This window comes from Dickeya sp. MK7, assembly GCF_000406305.1.
GTDB classification, from domain to species: Bacteria; Pseudomonadota; Gammaproteobacteria; order Enterobacterales; family Enterobacteriaceae; genus Dickeya; species Dickeya fangzhongdai.
This window is the reverse complement of sequence record NZ_CM001984.1, coordinates 2,950,967-2,970,310: the sequence shown is the minus strand read 5'-3', so window position 1 is coordinate 2,970,310 and position 19,344 is coordinate 2,950,967. Positions and strand designations below refer to the sequence as shown.

Annotated in this window: 4 protein-coding genes; 3 read left to right on the top strand and 1 reads right to left on the bottom strand. The window is 57.8% G+C overall.

What is annotated here, in order from left to right; genetic code table 11:
- Positions 1-767: 767 nt before the first annotated feature.
- Positions 768-1,043 carry a hypothetical protein gene (locus DXXMK7_RS22835; RefSeq protein ID WP_193745959.1) on the bottom strand — a complete coding sequence of 92 codons (276 nt, stop codon included), beginning with the start codon at positions 1,041-1,043 and terminating at the stop codon, positions 768-770.
- Here DXXMK7_RS22835 and DXXMK7_RS12780 point away from each other — a divergent pair.
- Genes DXXMK7_RS12780 through DXXMK7_RS12770 form a run of 3 tightly spaced genes read left to right on the top strand, consistent with a single transcriptional unit; the run spans position 957 to position 19,333 of the window.
- On the top strand, positions 957-17,051 hold the full coding sequence (locus tag DXXMK7_RS12780) for an SDR family NAD(P)-dependent oxidoreductase (RefSeq protein WP_038919434.1): 16,095 nt from the start codon (positions 957-959) through the stop codon (positions 17,049-17,051). The two genes, DXXMK7_RS22835 and DXXMK7_RS12780, sit on opposite strands and share 87 nt — an antisense overlap.
- Positions 17,048-18,037, top strand: a complete 990-nt coding sequence (locus tag DXXMK7_RS12775) for an NAD-dependent epimerase/dehydratase family protein (RefSeq protein ID WP_038919432.1) — start codon at positions 17,048-17,050, stop codon at positions 18,035-18,037. Before DXXMK7_RS12780 ends, DXXMK7_RS12775 begins: the two co-directional genes overlap by 4 nt.
- A gap of 51 nt (positions 18,038-18,088) precedes the next feature.
- The gene (locus tag DXXMK7_RS12770; protein ID WP_038919431.1) at positions 18,089-19,333 is read left to right on the top strand and encodes an aminotransferase class I/II-fold pyridoxal phosphate-dependent enzyme; all 1,245 of its coding nucleotides are present in this window, start codon (positions 18,089-18,091) and stop codon (positions 19,331-19,333) included.
- The last annotated feature ends 11 nt before the right edge of the window (positions 19,334-19,344 follow it).

Genomic DNA, 19,344 nt, shown 5'->3' with positions numbered 1-19,344 from the left:
ATAACTCCATTTAAAATATGCTATTCATCAGTAATAACAACTTGTCATCAATAACGCCATCAATATAGATAAAAGCCGTTTTTATGTTAGCTGACCGTCGTTGGTTGAACAAATAAAATCATTTCGTCCTCAATCCGGTTTTTTGTAATTTTTAGTATAAATAAGATTATTGTATGGCCAGGACGCCGAACGGTAGCCTCTGTCGCCCCTGTTCACAGGACATAGTGTGTTATCAAACGTCGGGTATTGAGCACAATAGATTAACGCTCCCCAGGTGAAAGTTGTTGTTATATTTTTTAACGCGCAGCATTAATCATGGTGATAATGAATTCTTTGTGTGCTAATTAATGTTGGTGGTCTTGATATGACATTTAGATGATGTTTTTATGACAATTTTATGATGCTTAAATATGTATTTAATAATTCGCAAGCGACTTAATTAAGATCTGGTAGATAATGTTGTGAAAAATATTTGCATTCCGTTATCTCATTAGTGAAATTTATTTTTTATGGTTTTTTCATTCTGAATATAGCGTAAGTTGTGTTTTTTTGTTTCAAGTATAACTTGATAAAAATCAGTATCTTATGATTTTTAATCATTCGGATTTTTCTGATTGCATAGCCGTTATTTACATATTGACAAAAAAATTAAGAAAATTGCATTAGGTGGGTGAATGTTTTTGATGCAGTATTCGTTAAAACCATTTATTTAATGAAAATCGGATATCAAACTTGTTGATCTGCTAATGAGTCATACGTCGGAAAGACTATATCAAAAATAATTCGAATTGCAGGAAGGCGCGACGCAGCGAATCCCCAGGAGCTTGAACAAGTAAGTGGCTGGGGTGAGTGAGTAAAGCCAATGCGCCTGCAATTTGAAATATGACGGGTATATTTTGTGGCTCAGGTGATGGCATCAATTCTTGCGGAAAATAATAAACATATGGACATGGGTGATGGGTATGGATATTGCAATTATCGGGATCGCTTGTCGGTTCCCTGATGCCAATGACTACAATGAATTCTGGCAAAATATAATTCATCGGCGCAATTCGGTTGCTGAAGTTTCTGATGCTAACAAAGATACGTTGCCGTATAACCGAAAGTTTTTACAGTGGCCAGACGCCAGTGAAAAACGATGGGCTGCTTTTGTTAATAACGTTGATGGTTTTGATAATCAATTCTTTGGCGTTATTCCTAAAGTTGCCGAAACAATGGATCCACAGCAACGGATTATGTTGGAACTTACCTGGTCTTGTTTGGAAGATGCGGGTATTCCTCCGTCAACACTGCGGGGGCATAAAGTCGGTGTTATTCTTGGTGTTTTCAATAACGATTATAAAGAATTACAGGAAAACACCAATGCGCCAATAGAGGCGCATCATTCTACGGGTACGGCAACATCTATTATTGCTAACCGTATTTCACATTTCTTTGGCTTTCACGGCCCGAGTATTGCCATTGATACCGCCTGTTCGGGTTCATTAAATGCGATTCACAGTGCGATTCAGGCAATCACTAATGGTGACTGCGATGTTGCTATTAGCGGCGGCGTGAATCTTATTTTAACCGCCACCCGGCATCAGTCTTTTGCCAAAATGGGAATGCTGTCGCCTACCGGCGCCTGCCACTCTTTTGATAGCCGTGCTGATGGTTATGTGCGTGGGGAAGGGGCGGGGGTTTTATTACTGAAGCCATTAGATAACGCGCTGGCTGACGGCGACGTTATTCACGGGGTCATCAAAGGCAGCGCCATTAACCATTGCGGCACCACCTATACGCTCACCTACCCAAGTGCCGAAGCGCAGGCGGAGGTGATTATTGCCGCCAATACGCACGCCGGCGTGCCGGTGCGTTCCATTGGCCTCATTGAGGCGCACGGAACCGGGACGCCGAAGGGCGATCCCATTGAGTTTGAAGGGCTTACCAACGCATTCAGCCGGCTCGCTGAGCAACAGGAAACCTCGCTGGATGAAGCTTTCTGCGGTGTGACGTCCGTTAAGAGCAATATTGGTCACCTTGAAGCGGCAGCCGGCGTCGCGGGCATCATCAAAGTATTGCAGGCTTTTAAACACCGCAAACTGCCGCCATTACGAAATTTCTCTGCGCTTAACCCTAAAATTGACACGACTTCCACGCCTTTCTTCTTCGTTGATGACGCCCGCGACTGGCCGCGTATTGATGCTGATACGCCGCGCCGGGCGGGGGTGAGCTCGTTTGGATTCGGCGGAACCAATGCCCATATCGTGCTGGAAGAAGCCCCTGAGCCAGTGAACCCGTCGCATCAGGACAACCAGCCTGCGGCGGATACCCCTTATTTGATTGCGCTGTCTGCCAAAAGTCCGGCGGCGCTGTTGCAACGTCAAAAAGAGTTGATCGACTGGCTGGGTGAGCATCCCGACGTATCGCTGAATGATGTGAGCGCGACCTTGCTGACTTGCCGCGATCACTTCGCTTATCGCTATAGCTGCGTGGGCCGTGATGGCACGGCGATTATTCAGGCACTGACGCAGGCGGCGGAGCAAGGCCCGCTGGCGTTGCAGGAACACGCGACGGATGATACGCAGGCCATGGAAAACGCCTGCGCTGAAGGGGCTGCTGTGCTTGATGCGATGCGCGAGGCGGATGCGACCGTAGCGAACCGGCTGTTGCAGCAACTGGGGGAATGTTATCAGCGTGGCGTGCCGCTTGATTGGTCCCGGTTATTTGACGGCGAGCGTCCAGCGCGCATTGCGTTGCCCGGTTACCCGTTTATTCATACGTCGTTTTGGCTAAGTGATGGTTACCGTACCGATTCCCCTTTCCCGGCGCTGCGTGGCGCGCGTCACCGTGTGGTGAATGTCGGCAGTTCCCGCTATAAGGCTCAGCTTCAAGGCAATGAGTTTTTTATTGCCGGTCATCAGATCGGCGGTCAGACGATACTGCCGGGGGTGGCCTATCTGGAGCTGGTCCGTGCCGCCTTTACTGATGCCATTGATTTAAAAGACATCGACGCGCTACGTTTCTCTCAGGTGGCCTGGTTAAAGCCGCTTGAGTTCCATGATGCCGCGATGGAGCTGTACATTCAGCTTGATCCGCATGAACCCGGCAAACAGTGGCTGTTCCAGGTCCTCGATCACGAGCAAACGCTTTATTGTCGGGGAACTATCGGGTTTTCCAGAACTATCGGGTTTTCCAGGGAAGCGCGCCCGGCGTTGCCGACCGCGATGCCGGCTGACGATGCGCATACACGCGATGCGATGGCCTGCTATCAACTGCTTGATAGTTTGCAGATGTGCTACGGCACGGGGCTGAGGTCTATCCGTCAGATAACTTTCGATGACCGCGCCTGTGTGGCGCATCTGGTTCTGCCGGATGCGCATAGCACTGACACGCATGGTACTGACTCGCATAGCACTGACTTTGTGATTCATCCGTCTTTGGCTGATGGCGCCTTGCAGGCGGCGGTGGTCTGGGCGACCGAGAAACGGCGTGCGTCGCAGCAGGAGAACGAGCAGGGGGCGCTGGTCATTCCCTTCGCGCTGGAAGGGCTGGAGTTATTGCATCCTTGCAGTTCGGCGATGACCGCAACCATGACCTTGTCTGGCGAGCATGCTACCCGCGATGGCGTCTTCAAGGTGGATATTCATGTCAGCGAGGCGAACCATCCTGAACGCGTGGCGCTGATATTCCGTGGCTTAAGCTTGCGCGTTCTCGGTGACAGCCTTGCTGCAACAGATCAGGCGAAATCCGAACATTCACCGCCTGCGCTGCCTGAAACCGTCAACCTCTATCAGCCGTACTGGATTGAAAAACCGGTGTCAGACGCTGATGAACCGATGGAGCAGGTGGTGCTGGTGGGCGGTGAACAGGATGTTGACTGGCTCGCCAACCTCATCGCGCAGTCGGAAAATCCGCCGCAAATGCAGCGGATCCTGTTGGCATCAACGCCTGATGTGAGCCGCGAACCGGATCGCGCGTGGGTTCGTGCGGGCAATCATGACGACTTCATCGCGGCGGTGGATGCGCTGTTGTCGCAGGGGGCTACGTTTGAACGTGTGCTGTGGGCCAGTGCGCCGCAGGCCGGCGCTGATTTTGCAGCTCGCCTGAACAACGGCCCGCATAGCCTTTTTGCCCTGACGAAGGCAATGATGCGTAAGGTTAAGAAGGCCCGGTTTGTCCATTTCCATCTGGCCGACGAGAGCCTGCCGGATGTCGCTGCCATCAGCGGTTTTTATCGGACGCTGCGTGTCGAAAAACCGGCCTACATTGGCCGTGTGGTGCACTGTGATTCGGTTGTGGAGGGCGCGCCGGATACGGGCATCGTCATCCCGGCGTTGATCAAAACCGAATTCAGTGACGTCTCCAAAGATGCGGATGTGCGCTATATCCAGGGCGTGCGTCGGGTGCGTCGCTTTGTCACCGAGGCACCGTTCTCCGTGCCCTCCCGTTCGCCGGTGAGCGCGAAGGTGGCTGATGCGGTTAACCAACCGGTATCCGCCCCGGCGGCCTTGCGCCGACAGGGAACCTACCTGATTACCGGCGGGTTAGGCGCGTTAGGGCTGATTTTTGCCCGTTTCCTGTGCTCGCGCTATGACGCAACCGTTTATCTGAGCGGGCGCTCCGCGCTGGATGAAAAACGACAGCAACAGCTTGATACGCTTCATGCGCAGGGGGGCAATGCCATTTATCTGGCGTGCGATATGAGCGACCCTGATAGCGTTCATGATTTGATCGCAACGATCCGCGCATCGGGCCGCACGCTGAACGGCATCATTCATTCTGCCGGCGTCATCGAAGACAACTTTATTCTGCGTAAAAGCCCTGACGCGTTCGGGCGGGTCATTACCCCGAAGGCCATCGGCACCTGGCTGCTCGATGAGGCAACCAGCGACTTGCCGCTCGACTTTTTTGCGCTGTTCTCTTCGGTAACCGGCGTGCTCGGCAATATGGGCCAATGCGATTATGCCTTTGGCAATGCCTTTGAAGATTACTTCGCTTATCAACGCAATGTCCGGCAACAAGCAGGAGAGCGCAGCGGCAAAACCCTTTCGCTGAACTGGCCTTACTGGCAGGACGGCGGTATGCGACTGACCGAGAAAGAAGCCGATTTCCTGAAGAGCCAGTTCGGGATTGTGCCGCTGCTGACCGACGACGGCATCGCTATTTTCGATTATGCCCTGCAAAGTCAGGCGTCGCAGATAGTGGTGATGCCGGGCGTGCCGGGTGAACGTGCGCGCATTGACGAGGTGCTGGGCGTTGTCGAACCCGCGCCGCAGCCTCTGCTGTCTGACCCGGCGGCGGCTGCCACGACTGATGCCAATGACCCTCACGCATTGCAGGATGTGGTGATCCGCTATTTGTCCGACTTGTTTGCCAAAAAGTTACACATCCCGCCGTATTTCGAGCGTCATGGCTTTTTTCGTGATTATGGCTTCGACTCGGTGGTGGTGATTGAACTGGTCAATGAGTTGAAAAACACCTTCGGCAGCGCGTTGCCGATGACGCTGTTCTTTGAATATCAAACCATGGACGAGCTGAGTCGCTTCCTGCTTGAAAACTGTCAGCAAGCCTGCCGTGGTTTGCCGGGCGGCGCACCGGCGGGCACTGGCGCGCTGCCTGCGTTTCATATCGCCTCGTCGGCGGCGAATGCAGTACATGCAGCGGCGCCAGCGCACCGGACGACGCAACCGAGGGTAAACGATGACGATATCGCCATTATCGGTATCGCCGGGCGTTATCCCGAAGCGGATAGTCTGGAGCAGTTCTGGAGCAACCTTGCTCAGGGGCGCGACTGCATCATCGATATTCCGTCCGATCGCTGGGACGCGCGTTGGTTTCAGGCCGGCGCGGCAACGCCAGGGAAAAGCTACAGTCGTTGGGGCGGGTTCCTTTCTGGCGTCGAACGCTTTGATTTCCGTTATTTCAATATTTCGCCGAAAGAAACGGAAATTATGGACCCGAACGAGTGGCTGTTCCTTGAAACGGCGACGCACGCCATTGAGGATGCGGGATACACCGCGGATCAACTGGCGCCGTTGCAGGCTGGGCGTGAGAACCGCGTCGGCGTCTATGTCGGCATCATGTGGGGGGATTACCAGCTTCATGCCGTCACCAGCCCGGAGAACGAGTGGACCACCTCTCACTCGTCTTACTGGTCGGTGGCAAACCGTGTTTCGCACTTCTTCAACTTCTCCGGCCCCAGCATGGCGCTGGATACGGCCTGTTCATCGTCATTGACGGCGATCCATATTGCGTGCCATGCCATTCGCAGCGGCGATATCCCGGTGGCCATTGTGGGCGGCGTCAACCTGTCGTTGCATCCTTATAAGTATCATCTGTTATCCAATATGCACTTCCTCTCTTCAGACGGTCGCTGCCGCAGCTTTGGCGAAGGCGGCACCGGGTATGTGCCGGGAGAAGGGGTTGGGGCGGTGGTGCTGAAGCCGTTGTCTCAGGCCCGGGAAGATGGCGACCATATCTACGGCATCATTCGCGGTACGGCGGTTAACCACGGCGGAAAAACGTCGGGCTTTACGGTGCCTAACGCGAAACGGCAGGCGGAGTTGATCGCTGAGGCGCTGGAGACGGCCAATGTCAATCCGCGTCATATCAGCTATGTCGAAGCGCATGGCACCGGCACCAAACTTGGCGATCCGATTGAAGTCAGCGGCTTGAATAAGGCCTTTTCGATTGCCGGAGAGAATACCAAATACTGCGCCATCGGCTCGGTCAAGGCCAATATCGGGCATCTGGAAGCCGCCGCCGGCATGTCGGCGCTGACCAAAGTGCTGCTACAGATGAAACACCAGACGCTGGCACCGTCCATCCAGTCAACCGCGATTAACCCGTTTATCGATTTTCAGGGCGGGCCGTTCCGTGTGCAGCAATCGCTGGAACACTGGCAGCGTCCGGTGCTCGACGTGACGCAGGAGGATGGTCAGCGCGTTAGCCGGGAAATTCCGCGTATCGCAGGCATCAGTTCGTTCGGCGCGGGTGGCAGCAATGCGCATCTGATCGTCGAAGAGTATATTGCGCCGCCGCCTTCGGCCGCTGACCCGCGAAAACCGGCGTTAATCGTGCTGTCCGCCCGTCGTGAGGCGGCGTTGCAGACGATGGCCGGACAGCTTGCCGACGCTATTGAACGCCATCCGCAACTGTCGCTACAGGATGTGGCTTATACGCTACAGGTTGGCCGCGTTGCGCACGAATACCGACTGGCGTTGGTGGCAGAAGTCGCGGCGGATGCGGTCAACATGCTGCGAGCGTATAGCCAGCAGCAGTTATCTGGATTGATCACCGGCCATCGTGACAACGCGCGTCAGGCGACCTCGACGCCGCCGTTGGCTGAGTGGATAAAGCAGGGGCGCCTTGGCGCGCTGGGCGAAGCCTGGGCCAATGGGCATGCGGTGGAATGGCGCCAGTTACACGCGGCGCATGCCCGTCGGCGTGTTTCTCTGCCCGGTTATGCGTTCCAGCGTCAGGACTGCTGGGCGCCGACCTTGCCCGCCGCCACGCCGTCAGGCTCCGCCGTGTCGGGTGTTGCTGCGCTGCACCCGCTGATTGACGCCAATATCTCCACGCTGACCTCGCAGGCATTCCGCAAGCGACTGCATGCCGACGAGTTTTTCCTGAACGATCACCGTCTGGGCGATAACCGCATTTTGCCCGGCGCGGCCTATATTGAGATGGCATTGAGCGCCGGCGAGCTGGCGTGGCAAGGCCATGTGTTGCCGCTTACCGGCGGCAGGCCCCTGTTTGCGCAGGTGCAGCATGTTCAATGGCGTCAGCCGATTATGCTCGCCAGTGATGCTATGGAGATAGACATCTCGCTGGCGCCATCGCAGGGGGGGCTTGATTTTGAAATTTACCGGGCGGACGGCGAGCAACGTCATATCTATGGCTGTGGTCGCTTGTGTGATGAGACATCGCCTCAGCCAGAGCCTGCCAACCTGCAAAGGTTGTTGACCAACGGCCAGGTTTATCAGCGTAACGATATCGATGTGGCTTTCAAACAGCGTGGCTTTACTTTCGGCCCGACGTTTCAGGTGCTTGAGTGTTTGTACGCGAATGCCGAAGAGGCGCTGGCGGAGCTGAAGTTTCCTGACGGCTTGCAGATAACGCCGGTTGTGCAGCCGTTTATCCTGCCGCCTTCGCTGCTGGATGGGGCATTCCGCACCGCGCTGGGCATCGGCGGTTTTAGTGCAACGGCGAAGACGCTAGAGGTGCCGGTGGCGCTGGCACGGTTGCAGATATTCAGGCCGATCGACGGCGTTTGCTATGCCTACGCCCGCCGCGACAACGCGCCCGGTTCGGCGACGGCAAGCTACCACATTGATTTGCTGGATAGCATCGGCAATGTGGTGGTCAGGCTCACCCAGTTGCAAACCCAGGCGGTGCCGCATCTGGGCATGAACGCTTCACGCGTCGTGACGCCGACGAAATCCACCGCGCCAATGCGTGCCGGCAATGCCGATGCGCCTCAGCCGGTTGCGACGACGCCGGCGATTTCTGCCTCGCCGCGCCAATCGTCCGGCACCGGTTCTGCGCATGATGCCGTCGTCAATACGTTAATCGCGCATGTCATCGACGTGACCAAGCTGGATGCGGGCGAAGTCACCGCCAGCGGACCGTTAGCGAATTATGGCCTGGACTCCATGATGATTCTGGCGCTGAACGAGAAACTTGCCGCTGCGTTTGATGGCCTGCCGCAAACCCTGTTCTATGAATACCAGGACCTCGCTTCACTGGCTGATTTTCTGCTGGAAAACTACCCTGAGCAGGTGACGGCGCTCGCCGGCATCGCGTCGGCTGCGAGCGTGGCGGCGCCGGTGACAGTAGGTACCCGCCCGGTACGTGACGACGTGTTGGATTATCTGATAGCCAGCATTATTGACGCCACGAAGCTTGATGCGAGCGAAGTGCGACCGGCTACGCAGTTGTCGGATTATGGCCTGGATTCCATGATGATCCTGGCCCTGAACGGTAAACTGGCGGCCACCTTCGGCGAGGTGTCGCAAACCCTGTTCTATGAGTATCAGGACCTCGACTCACTGGCCGATTTCCTCTGTGAGAGCTATCCCGAACAGGCTGCCGCCTTGCAGTCTGCTGCGGCGGGAGCCACGCCAGCGCCGGTGGCGTTGTCGCAGCCCAAAGTCAGTCACGCTGCGGATCCCGTTGCTGAAGCGGATAGCGTGGTTAAACCGGATAGTTCGACAAACCCGGTAGCGGCGATCGGTGATGTGGTGTTTGACAGTTTGACGGCGGCTGTCGGTTCGGCGGCGGCAAACTGCTCTGCACTGACGCCGCTCTGGCAGTGGCCGCTGGATACGATCGATCTCATTCGCTTACAGCATGAGCTGGATGCGCGTGTTGCCGGCGTTGACGCCGCCGCCGTCTACCGTTATCAGACGCAGGCTGAGTGGGCCGACGCGATACAGGCCGCGCAGCAGCCAGCGTCTCGGCACCCCGCCGCGACGCCGGTATCGTCCTCACGCCCGACGTTGGCCAGTCTGTTAAATCATTCTCGTCTTGATGCGTTGCGGCGTCATGCGCCGGGCGAAGCCGGATCGGCTGGTGTGAAAGATGACATTGCCGTTATCGGGCTCAGCGGCCGCTATCCGGGGGCCGGCAATGTGGATGAATTCTGGGCCAATCTTACCGGCGGCGTAGACAGCGTCACCGACATTCCCCTGTCACGCTGGGACTACCACCAACATTATTCGCCGGAGCGGGGGCCGAAGAATAAGGTCTACAGCAAATGGGGCGGGTTTATCGATGGTATTGATCAGTTCGATAGCCAATATTTCAACATATCGCCCCGCGAAGCGGAGCTGTTGGACCCGCAGGAGCGGCTGTTTTTGCAAACCGCGTGGGAGTGTATTTCGGACGCCAGCTATTCCCGTCATGCCCTGAGCAAGGCACAGGTCGGCGTTTATGTCGGGGTGATGTGGGCGCAGTATCAATGTATTGACACGACGGAGAAACAGCATGAATCCGGCTGGGCCATGTCGTTGCACTCATCGGTCGCCAACCGGGTTTCCTTTTACTTCAATCTGAATGGCCCGAGCGTGGCGCTGGATACCATGTGCTCGTCGTCACTCACCGCATTGCATATGGCGTGCCAGGCGATCCAGAACGGCGACTGCAACATGGCGATAGCCGGCGGCATCAATCTGATCGTGCACCCGATGAAGTACTACCAACTGGGGCAAAACCAATTCCTGTCCAGCGATGGGCGCTGCCGTGCCTTTGGCGAAGGTGGCGATGGTTATGTTCCCGGCGAAGGGATGGGGGCGGTGTTGCTCAAACCGTTGCAACAGGCGATCACCGACGGCGACCAGATTTATGGCGTGATCAAGGCAACGGCTATCAACCACGGCGGCAAAACCAGCGGCTTTACCGTGCCGAATCAGGCGGCACAGAGCAACGTTATCAGCACCGCGTTAGCGCGGGCAGGCTGGAACCCCGCCTCAGTGGATTATATTGAGGCGCACGGCACCGGCACCATGCTGGGCGACCCGATTGAAATCTCCGGACTTGCCAAAGCCTTTTCGACTATCAACGCACAACGTAACGTACCACAGGAAATCACCCTGCCGGGGCATTGCCGCATCGGCTCGGTGAAAAGCAATATCGGGCACCTTGAGTCTGCCGCCGGTATCGCCGGGTTGACCAAGATCCTGCTACAGATGCGTCATCGTCAGATCGTGCCGTCGCTGCACTCACAGACGCTGAATACGAAAATCAACTTCGTTGCCTCGCCGTTTCGCGTGGTGCAGTCGCTTGAACCGTGGGAATCGGCGGCTGATCATCCGCGCCGCGCCGGCCTGAGCGCCTTCGGTGCGGGTGGTTCGAACGCCCATGTGTTGATAGAAGAAGCGCCGACATTGGCAGCGGCCGGCCTGCGGAGTGGCGAGCCGCGGTTGTTCGTGCTCTCGGCGGATAGTGAAGCGCGTTTATCGCGGTATGTAGAGCGCATGGTGCGCTTTCTCGGCCAGGCGGTACGTGAACCGCAGACGGCGCCTGATTTTGACTCGCTGGCCTTTTCTTCGCTGGTCGGGCGCGATGCCATGACCGAGCGTCTTGCTGTGGTGGCGAGCAGTCTGGGCGACTTGCTGAGTCAGCTTGAGCAATACCAGCGCGACGGCGCGGCGAAATCGCTGTTCCGTGGGCGGATTGCCGGCGGCAGCGAGCGTCTGGATACCATTCTGGACGGCAAACAGCTTGATGAGCTGGTTACCGGCCTGGTGCAGGAGCGTCAACTGCTGCGTTTAGGGCGGTTGTGGACCACGATGCTGGATGTGAACTGGCCGCAGTTCGCGCCGGCACTCTTCACTGGCAACGGCGCGGCGAGCGCGGTGCGCCGGGTGTCATTCCCGCCGTTGCCGCTGATGACGCGTAGTCACTGGCTGGCTCTGCCTGCTGAACAGGATAGACAAGGCCGCGTTAACTCGCTGCACCCGTTGATCGACGAGAATATTTCAACGCTGTCGCAGCAGAAATTTATCAAACAGTTGACCGGGCAGGAGCGCTATCTGCGCGATCATGTGGTGGGTAGCCGTGACGCACGGATGATCTTACCCGGTTCGGCTTACATCGAAATGATCCATGCGGCGGGCCAGCTGGCGATGGAAAGCGACTGGCGCGTGGCGTCAGTCCGCAACCTGATGTGGATGAACGCCATTCAGGTGGACGGCGAGCCGGTGGCGGTGGAGATCTCTCTGGCGCATGCCGGCGGCGATAACGTACAGGTCGCCATTCGTAACCGCCACACCGATGCGCTTTCGCTGGAAGCCGAACTGGTCTATCGCCCGGACACGGACGCGCCTGAAGAGGAGTGGATCGATCTTGACGCATTGCGTAACAGTGGCAAACACGACAGCGATCAGGCCGCCATCTACGCCGATTTTGCCAAAATGGGCTTTGCCTATGGCCCGAGCTATCAGGTAACGCGCGAGCGTTATCGCTTTGCGGATGCGGCGCTGAGCCACTTGTGCCTGCCGGATGGCCTACCTTCTACCGATGCGTTTTATCTGCATCCGTCACTGTTGGACGGGGCGCTGCGTACCTGTCTGGCGGTGGGGCTGGAGCCGGTGGAATACGCCACGCCTATCGTGCCGTTCTCTCTGGGGGAGCTGGAGTTCCGCCACCCGCTCGGCGCAGAGTGCTATGCCTATGTCACGCCAGCCCAATCGCAGACGGCAGGTCAGCACCTGGGCAGCGCCATTCAAAAGCACGACATTACGCTGGTGGATACCTCCGGCCGGGTACTGGCGCGTCTGAAAGACTTTGCCGCCCGCCGGCTGGAGAGTGATGCCGGCAATAAGGCACCGTCTGTGACGTCACAAGACGTGCAGTACTACGCCTATGAATGGCAGGCATCGCCGCTGCCGGAGCGCGTATCCGGCACGGCGGTGAATTCTGAAGCGGCGCGGGTGCTGGTGCTCAGTGATGACGACACCCTGGCCGAGGCGCTGCGCGCGCGTTACGGCGATGACGCCAGCGTGATTACGGCGATGTCAGCCAAGGCGTTTACCCAGCACGATGCCCATCGATTCAGCGTCGATACGCAATCCCAGGCAAGCGTACAGACATTGTGCGAGCAATTGGCGGCACAGCAGCTGTGGCCTACCCACATTGTGCATGCCATCGGCGCGGATAAGCACTTTGACGACTTGCCCGTCGCAGGCGCGGCGTCGTTATTGCATGCGGGATTGCAGTCGCTACGGCACCTGTTTGTGGCGCTGGAAACGGTAACACCGGGGCAGGCGCTACGCTGCGTTAACGTCTATACCGCCTACGACGAGCAGGTTGAGCCACAACAGGATGCGCTCAGCGGTTATGCTCGCTCGTTGCTGACGATTAACCATCGCTTCGAGCTGTTCACCTTGCGTAGCGATGCGGATAACGCCGCTGCGCTGGCGAATGACGTTTATCAGGAGTTCGTACAACGCCCGATCCCGCTTGCCGGCGTCGAGGTAGCCTATCGGCAGGGTATCCGCTACCAGCGTCAGCCTGGCGAAATCACCCCGCCGGATGCCGACGGTATGGGAAGCCAGCCGCACCTGAATTTTGTTCATCGCGGTCACTATGTGATAACCGGCGGCGCCGGCAAGCTGGGGCTGCTGATGGCGCATTATCTGGCGTCCCGCTATCAGGCTCGCATCGTGTTGAGCGGCCGTTCGGCCCAGCCGGACGAAACGGTGCAGCAGCAATGGGTGGCGATGCGTGAGCACGGTGCCGAAGTGCGCTACATCGCGGCGGATGTGGCGCAGGAAGGGCAGGCGGAAGCCTTGATTGCCCAAGCCAAAGCGGCGTTCGGCGCGGTAGATGGCGTGCTGCACTGCGCGGGCGTCGCCAGCGCAACGCCTATCACGGCACTGTCGGATGCGGAGTTTTATGCGCTGATTGGCCCGAAGGTGGACGGTCTGGTCGCCCTCGACCGTGCCACGGCGCAAGAGCCGCTCTCTGTCTTTATCAACTTCTCTTCCGTTTCAGCGGTACTCGGTGATTTGGGATCTGGCGCTTACGCCGCCGGTAATCGCTTTATGGATAGCCATGCGGTATGGCGCGACAGCATGGTGAAAAAAGGGCTGCGCACCGGCCAGACGCTCTCGGTCAACTGGCCGCTGTGGGCCAGCGGTCAGATGAACATCGAGCAGGAGGATGCCAGCCTGTTTGCGTTCTCCGGTATGGCGGCATTAGGCCAGGATGCGGGCATTATCGCCCTCGAACGCGCCTTGCTCGAACAGCGTTCGGCATTACTGGTGGCGGTCGGCGACCGTAGCAAGGTTGCCCGTTCCCTGCGCATTCAGGCCGAGGCGATGGCGCTTCCCCTCCCGCAAACCGCGGTGAGCGTCGTGACCGAAGCGCCGCGTCATCAGCCGGCAGCGGCGGCAACGCCGCCCGGTGATAGCGCTTATCTGCACAGCGAACGCGCGCTCAAAGAGCGGATTTCCACCATCACCAAACTGCCGGCCAGCGATATCGCGGTGGACGCCACCTTTGAGCAGTTAGGGATGGATTCCGTCATGCTGATGGAACTGCGCGCGGTGCTGGAGAAAGAGTATGACGGGCTGCCGAAAACCGCGCCGTTTGAGTTTAATACCACCGCCAAACTGGCCGGGTATCTGTGTGAGCGTTATGGCGTAACGCCGGTGAATGATGGGGTAGCGGCGACGCGGCCGCATCCTGCTGCCGAAGCGGTAGATAGCCATCACGCCGGCGCGCCGGCTGCGGCGGATATCAAACGGACGATGCCTGCCGCCGCCAGGAATCCCCTGCGTTCACGGACGATGCGTACATCATTGTCGTCAGCCGCCAGTGCCGTCGGTTTTAATGCCGAAAGCGACGCCGTGGCGATTATCGGTGTGGCGGGCGAGTTCCCCGGCGCCGAGAATCTGGCGGATTTCTGGGCGGATATTCAGGCGGGCAAAGAAAATCTGACCACGATTCCGCAGGCGCGTTGGGCTATCACGCCGGACGATAACGGCAATCCGCATTACGTGAATCGCGGTGGTTTCCTCAACAACGTGGATTGCTTTGATCCCGAGATGTTCCGTATGAGCAGCGAGGAAGCCAGTCGCCTCGATCCGCAGGTTCGTGTGTTGCTGCGTAGCGCCTGGCATGCGCTGGAGAACGCGGGTTACACCCCGTCTGCGCTTAACGCGCAACAAGTCGGCGTGTATGTCGGGGCGATGAACGAAGATTTTACCTGGGTGATGGCCGAGATTTACGCCCGCACGGGGCGCTATCCGGGCGCCGGGTCGGTTGTCAGTGAGCTGGCGAATCGCATTTCGTTTTTGATGAATCTGCGCGGGCCTAGCTTCTGCATTGCCACCACCTGCGCCTCATCGCTGACGAGCGTGCATGTCGCGCGCAAAGCCATCCTCGGCGGCGAATGCGATATGGCGCTGGCAGGCGGCATTAATCTGAGCCTGCATCCCAGCAAATATATGTTGCTGCAGGAGATGAAGGTGCTCTCTGCCGACGGCAAGGAGCATACCTTCGATGAGCGCGCCAATGGCCTGATCCCGAGCGAAGGCAGCGGCATGGTGGTGCTCAAACGCCTGAGTCGGGCGCTGGCTGATGGCGACCACATCTATGGCGTGCTGCGGGGTTCCAGCATCGGCCATGCCGGTACCGGGGCGGGGCAATACCTGCCGAACCTGACGGTGATGGAAGACACCGCCGTTCGGGCGATCAACGAGGCGCGTATCGATGTTAACGAACTGAGCTACATCGAAAGCCACGGCGCGGCGACCGAATTGGGCGACCCGATTGAGCTGAAGGCATTGTCCAACGCGCTGCGTCGTCAGACTAACGCGCAGCAGTTCTGCGCGTTGGGCACCAAAGCCAACCTGGGGCACATGGAAGCCGCATCGGGCATCTGTTCGTTGATTAAGGTGCTGTTGAGCATGCAGCACGGGCGTCTGTCGCCGTGCGTCAACCTGCACCGCATTAACACCTCGTTTGAACATGAAACCTCGGCGTTCCTGTTTCCGCGCGAGGCGCAGGAATGGCACGCCAATGCCAGAGGCACGCGTCTGGCCGGGATCAACGCCTATGGTATGGGCGGCTCTACCGCCTTTATGGTGGTGGAATCTGCCGAGGAGGTGGTAAGGCAGCACGCCCGCCACACCTCGACAGGCAGGGATCTCGCGCCAAATAGTCCGCAAATCGTGGTGTTGTCGGCGCTGTCAGCGGAGCGTCTGGCGGCTTATGCCGTCGAGATGCGTGACTTTGTTAAGCAACAGGGCCGTGCGCTGTCGCTCGCTGACCTTGCCTACAGCAGCCAGATTGGGCGCGTCACGCTGGACCATCGGCTGGCGATTGTCGCCACCGGCATGGATGAGCTGGTGGCGAAACTGGACGGCTTTATTGCTCAACCGACCGCTGAACATAGCCTGCGGGAGATGTATAGCGGCAACGTACGCCACAGCAAAGACGTCCCGCAACTGATCGCCGGCGAGGCGGGTAAGAGCTTTATCCGTGCGCTGGTGCAAAACCAGCAGCTCGCCAACGTTGCCACGCTGTGGAGCCGAGGCTGCGACATCGACTGGAGCCTGTTGCACCACGGGGAACCTCGCCGTCGCGTGCCGTTCCCCGGCTATCCCTTTGCGAAAGAACCCTGTGATCTCTACGCCGCGCTGCGCCTTGACGCGCCGCAACGGCAAACACCTCACCGCGACCCCGTGGTGGCGGATGCCGCAGACGCGCTCGCCCCGTTAACCGTGCCGCAGACATGGTTTGCCCGCACGTTGCCTGTGGGGGCGGTAGACGTTCGTAATGATGAGTCATTGCAGGCGTTCTGGGTGGAGCAGTTACACGCCAAAGAGGACGTGGGTTCGTTGACGGCGTCGGTATTGCTCGGCGGCGCCGCTGTGCAGGACGGCGAGGCGACTCAGCCGCTTAGCCTGTCTGTGGAGCAGCTAATCGACCCTGACACGGTGACGGCGATGCAAGTCTGCACTCAGCGTCAGGAAATCGCGCTGGAAACGCTGGTAGCCGCCGGCTGGGCACTGCTGATCAATCGTCATGCGCGGGTCAAACAGGCGCAGTTTGGCCTGATCCGGCATGTTAATGACGACCGTTTCCAGATGATCCCCGCCCGTATTCAGGTGGTTGGCCGCTATAAGACCGCTGCCTGGCTCAACGGCGTTGAAACCCAACTGGAGAAATGCCTTGAGCATGCCGGGGCCACGCTTGAGCAGATAGCGCACTGGGTGGGCGATGCCGGGCAGTTCGATAGCGCGGTGGCGCTCCTGGCCGACGATATCGAGGTGAGCTCGGCTATCCCGACGTTGTTTGCGGCGCACCCGCAGCTGCGTCTGGCGATGTTGGTCCGCACTGAGGAGAACGGCGTGCAGGTGCGTCTGGCGTGCCGGGGCGTGGATACCCAGATAGCACAGCTCAATCAACTGCTTGAGCAGTTCGTGCTGCTGCTGGAGGGGCTGGCCCGTCATCCTGATAAAAATCCGGCGGCGCTGCCGATGCGCAGTAAAGGGGAAGGGCGTAAGGCCTTTTTGAAAACGCTTGAAAAACTTCATCAGCAAGATCAAACACTATGAAAATACTGATTACCGGAGCAAACGGATTTGTTGGGCTCAACGTGGTAAAAGCGCTGGTCGCCGCCAACCATCAGGTAACGGCCTATGTGCGGGCGACATCCAACGTGAGCTTTCTGGAACCTTTCGGCGTCACCCTGGTGCGCGGCGAATTACAGAATAGCCAGCGCCTGCGCGCTGCGATGGCCGGGCACGACGGGGTGATCCATACCGCGGGCAATACCAGCAGCAACCCGCGTGACTGGCCGCGGCTGGCCGCGGTCAATGTGGAAGGGACCCGTTCGGTGATTGAGGCGGCGCTGGCGAGCGGGGTATCACGTCTGGTGTATACCAGCACCAGCTCGACGATAGGGGCGGATAACGACCCGGCCGCCGAGGCGACTGAAAACACGGCGCTTGCCGGGTTTCGTGCCAAAAATCCGTATGCCAAAAGTAAGTTGCAGGCGGAGGAGCTGGTGTACCGCGCCTGCGATCGCGGCTTGTCCGCCGTCATCCTCAACCCGACGGAAGTGCTGGGGGCTTACGACTATTCCATGCAGTGGGGACGCATGGTGCTGGCTGTCGCCTATAACCAGCTGCCGTTCCTGCCCCCCGGCGGCGCCAGTTTCTGTGGCGCGAGCGCGGTGGGTGACGCGCACGTCAGTGCCTTGACCAACGGCAACGCCGGCGAGCGTTACCTGATTGCCGGAGCCAATACCCGTTATAGCGAGCTTATCAACACCATTGAAGCGGTTGTGCCGTGCAAGGCGAACCGGCCTCAAACCCCTTATTCGTCTGTCTATCTGAAAACGTGGCTTCAGGAAAAACTGCCCTGGCTGGTGCGTGGCGAACCGGTGCTGGACGCCTATCGTCTGCGTGTTTTCGGCGGGGTTTATTACTTTAGCAGCGCCAAAGCAGAGCGTGAGCTGGGCTATCAGCCTTCTCCCTTAAGCCAGATGGTGGATGAGTGCGTGTCCTGGTATCGGGGCAACGGTTTTATTGCGTCTTAGCGAGCGGAAGCATTCTCCGAGAGAGAATAAATAACCAAGGAGGTTTTTATAATGGATTTTCATGATCTGGTCGAACTTGAGCGTAAGCCTTTCAAAGAGCGCGTCAAATTACGTTATGGCACCTATTTAAAAGAAGTAGAAAAAGGCTTTATGTTCAGCCGCCAGGGGATGGGGCCTGTCGATGCGCAGATGCAATACAAAGATCTGCATAGCGACGACTTCAGGAACGTGCTGGTGTTTGGCTCCAACAGCTATCTCGGCCTGGCTAACCATCCTTATGTAAAAAGTCAGGTGGTTGAAGCGGTAGAGAAATACGGTATCGGCACCGGCGGGTCGCCGGCATTTTCCGGCTATACCAAGCAACATCGGGATCTTGAGCTGCGTCTGGCGGCGCTGGCCGGCCACGAAGACGCGGTGCTGCTGCCGAGCGGCTATATGGCAAACCTGTGCTGGGTTAACGGATTGATGAATCGTAACGACATCATCATCTATGACCAGAACAGTCATGCCAGCGTGATCAACGCCGTCAAAATGACCAACGTGCCGTTCTTTACCTTTGATCCCGAGCGTCTGGATGAGTTTGAGGCGATGCTGCCTAAAATCCGGGCGCGCTCCAAACCGAATGCCCAGATTTTCTCCACGGTTGAAGGGGTGCGTTCTACCGACGGTTCGATCATCGATCTGAAGCGTTACATCGAGATTTGCCGGGCGCACGACATCATCATCATTCTGGATGACGCCCATGGTTTAGGCACCATGGGGCGCACCGGCAAGGGGACGCTCGAACATTTAGACCTGTTAGGCCAGGTAGATTTGCGGATGTCCACCTGCAGCAAATCGCTGGGCGCGCAGGGCGCTTTTATTTCCGGCAGCCGCGAGCACATCTTTATGCTGCGGAACTTCTCTTACCCTTACCTGTTTACCTCGGGGTTGGCTCAACCGACGATTGCGGCGATTTCCGCGGCATTAGACGTGATGGAGCGTGAGCCGGAGCGCATTGCCCGTTTGCATGACAATGTGCGTTACATGCAAGACCTGCTGGAAGCGAAAGGCTTCAACATTCTTCGCGGCGAATCGGGGATTATCCCGGTCTTTTTCAGCAAGCTTTCTGTCGTAGGCAATATCAATCGCCGTCTTTTCGAACGCGGCGTGTTCGCCAACATCATGGAATACCCGATGGTTCCCCCCGATAAAGAACGCCTGCGTATTTCGGTGATGTCGACCCATACCCGGGAAGAGATCGAGCAGGTCGTTGAGCTTATCACTGAGGTAGCGCGCGAGTTTGACGCACTCTAATGGATTGGATG